The organism is Ekhidna sp. (assembly GCF_965227465.1).
Classification (GTDB): domain Bacteria; phylum Bacteroidota; class Bacteroidia; order Cytophagales; family Cyclobacteriaceae; genus Ekhidna.
Genome location: NZ_OZ245746.1, coordinates 2,233,972 through 2,242,413 on the forward strand (window position 1 = coordinate 2,233,972; position 8,442 = coordinate 2,242,413).

An 8,442-nucleotide genomic window follows, 5' to 3' on the forward strand; every position below is an offset into this window, starting at 1 on the left:
CATTAAGTCATTTTTATTTTAACTACTATTGAGCTAATGCAACAATTTCAGCCTTTTTCAGATACAATTTAATCGTAGTGCCTTCTCCAGCTATACTTTCTATTGCAATCTTTCCACCCATACTTTCAATTTGATTCTTCGATAAAAACATACCAATTCCATCACCTTGCTCAATCGAAGAATGAAAACGAGCTCCCAGCGTAAAGACTTTGTCATGAAATTTATTGAGATCGATTCCTAACCCTTCATCTTTTACACTAATGACAATTTCATTATTCTGCTCGTAGGTCTCGATAAAAACTTGCTTTTTATCCTTGGTCACCCCATAATTAAGGGCATTAGATACCAGGTTGCTCAAAGCACTATCCAGATAAGTTGGAACGGCCTGCACATAAAATTCATCTGCCACTTCAACTTTAAGATCTGCCTCTTGTTCACTAATCAGTTTATCATGTTGTGAAATTACTCTCTCAATTGATTCAGATACGCTACATGCTTCGGTACTTAAATTTTCCCTATCATTTTCAAAATTTAAAAGTTCATTAATATTTCTAATGGTTCCATTTAATCGATTTGAAGATTTACGTAGCATGTGAATGAATTCTTGATTCGTAGGATCCATTTCAATGGCTGCTATTAATCCCATGATATTCGATGCTGAGGATCTGGTGTGGTGAGAGGTGATAAAGGAGAATTCTTTCAATCTTTTATTCTGACTTTCTGCAATAGAAATCAGTCGTTGTTTCTCATTCAACCTTCGATTAAGTCGGTCTGTACGCCATTTTATGAACCCGTAAATGAGTCCAAATGTTACCGACGCAAATAGTAAAATAGCCCACCATGTTCCCCACCATGGCGGTTTTATCTCAAATGTTATGCTTGAAATGTTATCACTCCAATGATTGGGGTTATCCGATTGCCTCACTCTGAAGGTATATTCTCCGGGACTTAAATTATTGAAAGGAACCTCAGTACTGGACGTGGCTGGTGACCACTCGTCATAGTGACCAACTAGCTGATACTGATATAAGTTGGCCTCCGGATTCCGTAAATTAATTGCTATAAATTCAAAAGTCAGGTTGTTTAAGTTATATGGAAATTCAAGATTGTTCGGCACACGACTACCGCTAATGGAATCTGAAGAATATTTAAATAGATTAATTGAATTAAAACCAATTTTTATATCTGAAATGATTGGATTCAATATTTTAGACTCAAACATCTTATCAGGTGCACTCAAAAAAGTTACCCCATTTCTGTTGCCTATCCATATGTTATGGTCCTGATCAGTAAAGATGGAGTTGTGAATAAACTCTGCTACTACCAGACCGTCCTTTTTTTGAATGGTAGATACTGCTTCAGTAAATTCATCTACTCTACTTAGACCTGTTCTATGTGTTGCCCAAACATGATTGCTTTTATCACTTATTACTGCTGAACAAAAATCATTTAATAGTCCCTCTTTGGTAGAAAATCTAATAAATTCTTCTCCGTCATATTCATAAATGCCATCTCCATGTGTGCCAATCCATAAATTCCCAAACTCATCTTCCGAGATGTCATTTATGTCATGCGATGGAAAAACACCATCTTTAGTTAGGTAAATGATCTGTCCATCGGCACGTTCCACAGCTAATCCTGCTCCATGCGATGCAAACCAAGTATTTCCTTCTTTATCAAAATGAATGTGGTAGATTTCGTTGTGATAAAATCCAGAACTGGTGGAATAAGTCTTTACTAAATTATGGAGAGAATCCAGAACAACTACACCCCTCTGACTAAGTGATAACCATAGGTTACCCTTTGGATCTTTAGTGATCTGCCGAGCTAAAAGTTTACCACCTCCACTATCAAAATCAATTTTTACAATGTTTTGCCATTCAGGATCTGCAGTATAAATACCCAAATCTTCGACACCATAGTAGATTCGATCATTATCATCGACATATATCGCTGTTATATTGTTTCCTTCACTAGTTTCATGTGTGATCAACTCAAAGTTTAGACTATCAATTTCGCCTGTATAAAAACCTCGTATAATTCCGACATCTGTTGCAAAATAAAATTCATGTTTGGAATTACCACTAATGCTATTCACCGACCTGGCTCTGAACTCTTCAAAATTGTAGAAAAGCAGACCTCTTTTTGATACCTGAACAAGCCCATCACCGATTGTTCCAACCCAAATACTTTCATCTTCATCCATGTTCAGGGTGCTGATTAAATTCCCTGGAAAATCATGTTTCTTATCGAGATAGGTATACTGAATTGATTTTGCATTGTCTCTATTAAAATCTATTTTGACAAGTCCATCGTATTTTGTCCCCACCCACAAATCCATATTACTCGTCTCCTTCATAGCGCTAATCGATTCCTTTTCCAGGAAACCCGCTTTCTCTATCTCACCAGAAATTCCTCCTCCTTCTAGATACAGATCCAAATGATAGATTCCATAATCAGTACCTACCCAAAATGAGTTATCAGCAGCCTTATTTTGCTCGATCGTTTGAGTGGCTATGAAATTAAGACCTTCTACACTACCGGCATATACCAATTTATTATCATCATTAAACCTAAATGCAAGAAGTCCTTCATTAGTACCAACCAGGATTAAGTCCTTATACACCCTTGCAAAATTGGTTTTCTTGTATTTCAATTCATAGGGTTCAAGAAACTCAACGGTATCCTTCAATAACCGAATCAAACCCTTATTTTGTGTAACAGCAATTAGATTGTCCTGGCTTTTAACAATAGCAGTCACAGGGCTTTGTTCATACATAGCGTCATAGATATTCTCAAAATCCACTCCATTAAAACGCTTGATTTTCCCATTGAAATAACCAAAATAGATTCGGTCATTCTCATCAATATAAGATGATGTAGTGAAATTTTTCTTGGTGGAGTCATTGGCATCCATCAATTCGAACTTCAATCCATCAAAACGCATGAGCCCATAATCCGTCCCTACCCATTTATACCCTTGCGGACCCTGCATCGTGGTGTATACATAGGTGCCATTCAAGCCTGTTTCCGGATTAAAATGCCGTATGTCATACTTCTGGACAGTTGCCAAAGCCATGAAGGAGGAAAGCAAGCCAATAATTGCCGCCTTAGTTCTCATCATTCTGATAATATTTCAAGTTCACAACATACTTGTACTTCGGCGGACCGCCTATGGGAATACTATAGAATCTAACTGCCTCTTCGTATTGGTTTCTTAGGTAGAAAACCATGTTGTTGTTTGGCTTCCCTTGCTTGATAATTTGAATTTCAATGGTTGAGTTTTGCTCTTCCGGAGTGATTTCGTGCATGGAGCTAGCCCATTTTAAATCAGCAGATTTTTTTACTTTGTGGCGATTCTTGGATGCTGAGTAGATCACTAACTCACCGTCGTAATCGAAATCAAAATTGTGCTGAGTTATTGATACCACATTTTTATCAATGAATGGATAAATGTGACTGATTTCACCGCTTGCAACGGGCAACCGAAATGAGTATTCGTATGTAAAAGCATTAGAGCCTTCCACTTCTTCATTTACATCTGGATTGGCGCTTAGATAATACTGATAAAGGTTGCCATCATCTCCTTGCAAGCCCTCCATAATCACCTTGAATATTCTTCCATTTGGTATGTCCGGATCCAGCTCCCCTTCGATGGGATTGAATGGACCAAATGTGTACCATTGTCCATCAAATTCAGGATTGTTTCTAAAAACTTTAGACGCAAGTAGGTTGCCGCTCTTAAACTCTCCTACAGGTTCAACCTTTCGTGCATCTTTATTAGTATGAGCTCCACTCCCACCAAAAATAGAAATACGGTGAACTGAGTTCCAATCTCCTTTTATTTCATCAATTTCTCCCCCTACATCCGGGTCGAAAACCCGCAAGTATATTGGATCTGTAAACTCATTTGGAATCAAAAAGAAGAAGATTTGAATGTGATCATCGTCCCCCCATGACAATGGGGCATCCCCTCCAAATGTGACTAAATAGTCAATATTTTCTATCTCATTCGGAATTCGCTGAGCTTGCAAAAAGAAATGAGTAAACAATAAAAGAATGATCAAATATTTTTTTACAGCTTTCATGTTACCTCCTCATTTTTAATTTAAAATCTGCCCTTCGATTGAGCGCTTCGTCAACATAATCACAATTGGACCCTGTCAGGCAACTATTAATTAAGGATCTTGATGTCTGGGGACTGCTCACTTTTATTCTGTCAGCCGCCACTCCTTCATCAACCATGTATTGCTTAATGAGTTGGGCACGTTTAATTGATAGTGCTACTCCTTTGGCATAAGAACCCCCTGAAGTAGTATAAACGCCTATCTCAACCTCCATCATTGGAAGGTTTAGTAGTAATTCGACGTTATCATCTAGGATCTTCTTAATTTTTCGGGATAGTTCATTTTGATCTAATTCAAAGAACATTGCTTGAAGTTTGGAAGGACTTCCCCCAGCTAGCTGCATTGTTTCTTCACTTATAACCGTCTGCACTGCTTTTAGGTCTGCACCATCAGGTACATTGACATCCTTTGAATCATAAATGAGGTTGCCTCGATAAGTAATAATCCTATAAGTAGCGTTTCCGGTTAACTCATCCTGTCCCTCAACTTCTTGATACGTTTCCCCTTTTTTCTTCATGAGAAAATACGTGGGCTTGTCCTCTAAAAATCGAGAATCAATCACTATCTGACCAATTGCATCAGTAAGTAATCCTGCCGTCGGGTCGGCTAACTTAACACTGACACTGTCACTGGCACATAATACTACCTGATCAATGGCTGATTCAAGTCTTACCAGTAATGACCGATAATAGGTGCCCGTTTTCGAATAGCTATAGTTTGGACTTTCTTCACACGAGAAGTTTCCATCTCCAAAATCCCAATAGGTGTATTTGATTTGATAGGCGGAATCCGGATAGTCCAAAGTAAATGATGCGTTTTCTTCAATATCCGTTCGAACATCTGATAATTGGCTCATGATCAGCTCAAAAGAGCCTTTGATTATTACATCGATTTCAGCTTCTTCCTGAATAACAGCTTTGGTTATTGGATCTTCAAGACTAAGTCTGGCCACATACAAACCAGGATTATCATAACAATGGTTGACGTTAAGTCCTTCGAGGATTGTGCCATCACCCATGTCCCACTTAAACGTAAATTCTTTTCCTTCAAAATCGTATGAGTCTGTAATATCAAGATTTACACAATTATTTGAAGCGATCTTGCTGATGCACTTGCCATCAAAGCTCAGAAATCTTGCTCTGGCAGCTTCGCACCCAATTTCCTGCCCGTAACTTGGAGAGGCTAATATTGGCCACAGCAAGACTATACTAATCCACTTGTTCTTCATTTGTGTAAAGCTTTCTCATTACTAATTCTAATTCAGATCTGCGATTGACCGCATGGAATCGTTCTTCACATTCAGTAGCATCCTCGCAATGATTCAATATTCCTTGTTCACCATAGCTATCCAGAATCAATCTACTACCAGGAACATCATTTTCAATAAGATATCTCGCAATCTTTTGAGATCGCTTAAACGCCAGCTCATCATTGTATTTCATACTCCCCCTACTGTCAGCATATGAGTTAATTGAAAAAGCGATCTTCTGATCTACCGTCATGATCTTTACCACTTTATCCAATTCCTCCTTGCCTTGCTCTGTCAATTCGTTGCTGTCAAGATCAAAATAAATATTCTTAAGTGAGTACATTTCCTGCATATCCAGACCTTTCTCTTCCACTGCCTGCTTAGCGCGTTCCTCAACTGATTGACCATCATCAGCAGGTGTATTTGAGAGCAGAATTTTCTCGTCCGCATTTACGATGAATCGACTATTTCCTACCTCTCTGTATTCATATACACGTCCATTTACCTGAACCATGGCTTTTCTTCTGTTATATAATTCCTGCAACTCTACATCCGGATCCACTCTTTCCGGTCTGGCAATTGGCTCTTTTTCCAGTGTGATGGTTGAGGTCATTGCCATTCCCGCAAATAGTTCATTCGAAGTAATCACATCGTTTTGTGAAACATAGCCTTCCTTGATGACCTGCAGTTTAATTTCTTCGCCAGGTAGTGCCAAAAAATCTGTCATTCCGTTTGCATCCGTAAAACGAGAATCTCTGACCATCCCACCCACTATAAAATTAACTTTTGCATTGCTTAAAATTTCACCCGAAGCAGCACGCACAATGCATTGTACACGTGACCATTTGGCGGTAAAGCGATAAATATCATCATCAAATCCTCCACGCTCTCGATTGGAAGTAAAAAAACCAGTTCTTCCAAGAGAATCGGAGATAAATCCGAAATCAGCATATGACGAATTAAATGGATAGCCAAGATTCTCCACCTCATCATGGCTGGATGCATTTAGTGGGGCTCTAAAAAGATCCAGGTCTCCCAATCCACCATGCCCGTCAGAAGAGAAAATCAACTCTTTCTCATTGATTAAAAATGGGAACATGTCATCCCCTACAGAATTGATAAACTCTCCTAGGTTTTTAGGTTCGCTCCACTCACCATCCTGAAATTTTGATACATAAAGGTCTGTACCACCATAGCCAATGGGCATATTGGATGAAAAAACGAGCGTTTTACCATCCTTTGAAATGGCTGGCTGACCTACTGAATAATTTGGATCGTTGAAAGGCAAAGGTTTCATATTGATCCATTGATCTTTTCTTGAATCATATTCAGCATAATAAAGCTCCAGGTGACTCTCCGCATTGTTTTTATTGGGAATACCCGCACGGGTGAAAATAATCTTATTTCTATCGTAAAATACCAGTGGACCTTCATGATACTCAGAGTTTAATCCTTGATGAAACACCTCAGGGTCTTTCATTCGTCCACTTTCTAATTCTTCGGTATAAAAAACTGTGGTGTACTCTTCTGCACTCCAACCCATCGCATTGGTCACATCATTGCTGTGGTGGTCTGATAAGTACACGATACCAAATCCATAATAAAATGGGCTAAACTCTGCATATTTTGTATTGATGCTTAAAGGCTCAATTTCGATGGAGGCTGAATCCCGAAAATGTTTATGAATATTTTCTATCGATGAGAGTTTTTTCGATGCGATGAGGTGAGAACCTTCACTGGACTTGTATTGCTTCAGCCAAAGCTCCGCTTCCTCATATTTCTGATTGACCATCAATACCTGTGCAAAGTCAAGCATGTTTTGAGAGGTCAGATCTTTATTATCCTTCAATCCGACCCGGAACCATTTTTCTGCAAATTCATACTGATCGATGTGATAGTAGCTCTCAGCAATTTTTAGAGCCAATGGTAATTTAGAAGTATCCTTTTTAAAGGCTCTTTCATAAAAAATAGCTGCTTCTTCATAACTACCATTTTTATATGAGCGATCGCCACGTTCCTCCAAGGGATCCAGATTATTCAATATCTTGATTGACTGGCCCTGAATCAACTGGTTAAATGAGAGTATAATCAATATGTATTGAAAGAACTTCATCTAAATCTTCTTGGATGATTAACGCGTGGATGCTGTTTTCTAAGACGGTAGTTAAGGACTATTTCATGAGAGCCTGAAGTGGATTGACCTAATTCTGATGTTACTAATCCGTAGGAATAACCAAACCGGAGATTGTCTGTGAACTGAATTTCGAATATGAAATCAATTGAATTCTTGACCCGATAAGTGACTCCAAACCAAATAACATCTCTAAAAAGAAAGCTGGTAGTAATGTCTATATCAGAAATACCATCAGTGTATCGTATGAGGAAACTAGGTTTGTATTTTATATCATGACTGATTGGAAAAATACCACCTCCTGTCAGGTAATAGTGCCTCACCTGTCTGCTTAAATCTTGTTCACTTTGATTAAGTCTGTTATTTAATATAAAAGGTACTGATAGGCCTGCATAAATCTTAGGCCCATTGTAGAATATGCCAGTGCCAAAGTTGGCCATAAAAGAATTGAAATCATTATTAAGCACCGGATCATCAGGATCTATCAAATCATCTCTTGAGAGATCTACATTAAATAGCGATATTCCTCCTTGTAATCCCATAGAAAGATGATGCCTGCCCCTATCAAAATTCATTCTGTAGGCATATACACCGAATAAATTATTTAATGAAATGGCTCCAAATTGATCATTGGACAAAATCATACCAGCAGAAGATTCGTTGTTGCTAGTAATTGCTCCATGAGCTGTGAATGTTTGAGTAGAAGGTGCACCAGGTATCCCACTCCATTGGTGCCTTGACATTGCTGTCAAGCTCCAAGATTCATGTGTTCCTGCATATGCTGGGTTTAGTACCAATCCGTTAAACATGTATTGAGTCATTACAAATTGCTGCTGACCATTTAAATGTCCAGCTACAAAGAATATCAATATAGCGATTAGAAACTTGCGAGACATTATCCACACATTATACAACTCCCTGCTATTAGGTGCATT

At 38.5% G+C, this 8,442-nt stretch carries 5 protein-coding genes; all 5 read right to left on the reverse strand.

The features are described from left to right. Positions 1–25 precede the first annotated feature (25 nt). From ACO05G_RS09880 to ACO05G_RS09900, 5 genes are read right to left on the reverse strand one after another with little or no spacing between them, the layout of a single operon-like run. Positions 26–3,124: a ligand-binding sensor domain-containing protein gene (locus tag ACO05G_RS09880; protein ID WP_421762636.1), complete on the reverse strand. Its 3,099-nt coding sequence runs from the start codon at positions 3,122–3,124 to the stop codon at positions 26–28. After that, on the reverse strand, positions 3,111–4,088 hold the full coding sequence (locus ACO05G_RS09885; protein ID WP_421762637.1) for a hypothetical protein: 978 nt from the start codon (positions 4,086–4,088) through the stop codon (positions 3,111–3,113). The genes ACO05G_RS09880 and ACO05G_RS09885 overlap by 14 nt, the downstream gene beginning before the upstream one ends. A gap of 1 nt (position 4,089) precedes the next feature. Next, complete coding sequence (locus ACO05G_RS09890) at positions 4,090–5,355, reverse strand: PKD domain-containing protein (RefSeq protein ID WP_421762638.1); 1,266 nt, start codon at positions 5,353–5,355, stop codon at positions 4,090–4,092. Next, complete coding sequence (locus tag ACO05G_RS09895; protein ID WP_421762639.1) at positions 5,336–7,489, reverse strand: OmpA family protein; 2,154 nt, start codon at positions 7,487–7,489, stop codon at positions 5,336–5,338. The genes ACO05G_RS09890 and ACO05G_RS09895 overlap by 20 nt, the downstream gene beginning before the upstream one ends. After that, positions 7,486–8,403 (reverse strand): type IX secretion system membrane protein PorP/SprF, encoded by a 918-nt coding sequence (locus tag ACO05G_RS09900; protein WP_421762640.1) that lies wholly within the window; start codon positions 8,401–8,403, stop codon positions 7,486–7,488. Before ACO05G_RS09900 ends, ACO05G_RS09895 begins: the two co-directional genes overlap by 4 nt. Positions 8,404–8,442: the final 39 nt, after the last annotated feature.

Excerpts from the sequence above, each read along its gene's own strand:
- ACO05G_RS09885 (WP_421762637.1), bottom strand. The coding sequence starts at position 4,088 with ATGAAAGCTGTAAAAAAATATTTGATCATTCTTTTATTGTTTACTCAT.
- ACO05G_RS09890 (WP_421762638.1), bottom strand. The coding sequence starts at position 5,355 with ATGAAGAACAAGTGGATTAGTATAGTCTTGCTGTGGCCAATATTAGCC.
- ACO05G_RS09900 (WP_421762640.1), bottom strand. The coding sequence starts at position 8,403 with ATGTCTCGCAAGTTTCTAATCGCTATATTGATATTCTTTGTAGCTGGA.
- ACO05G_RS09880 (WP_421762636.1), bottom strand. The coding sequence starts at position 3,124 with ATGATGAGAACTAAGGCGGCAATTATTGGCTTGCTTTCCTCCTTCATG.
- ACO05G_RS09895 (WP_421762639.1), bottom strand. The coding sequence starts at position 7,489 with ATGAAGTTCTTTCAATACATATTGATTATACTCTCATTTAACCAGTTG.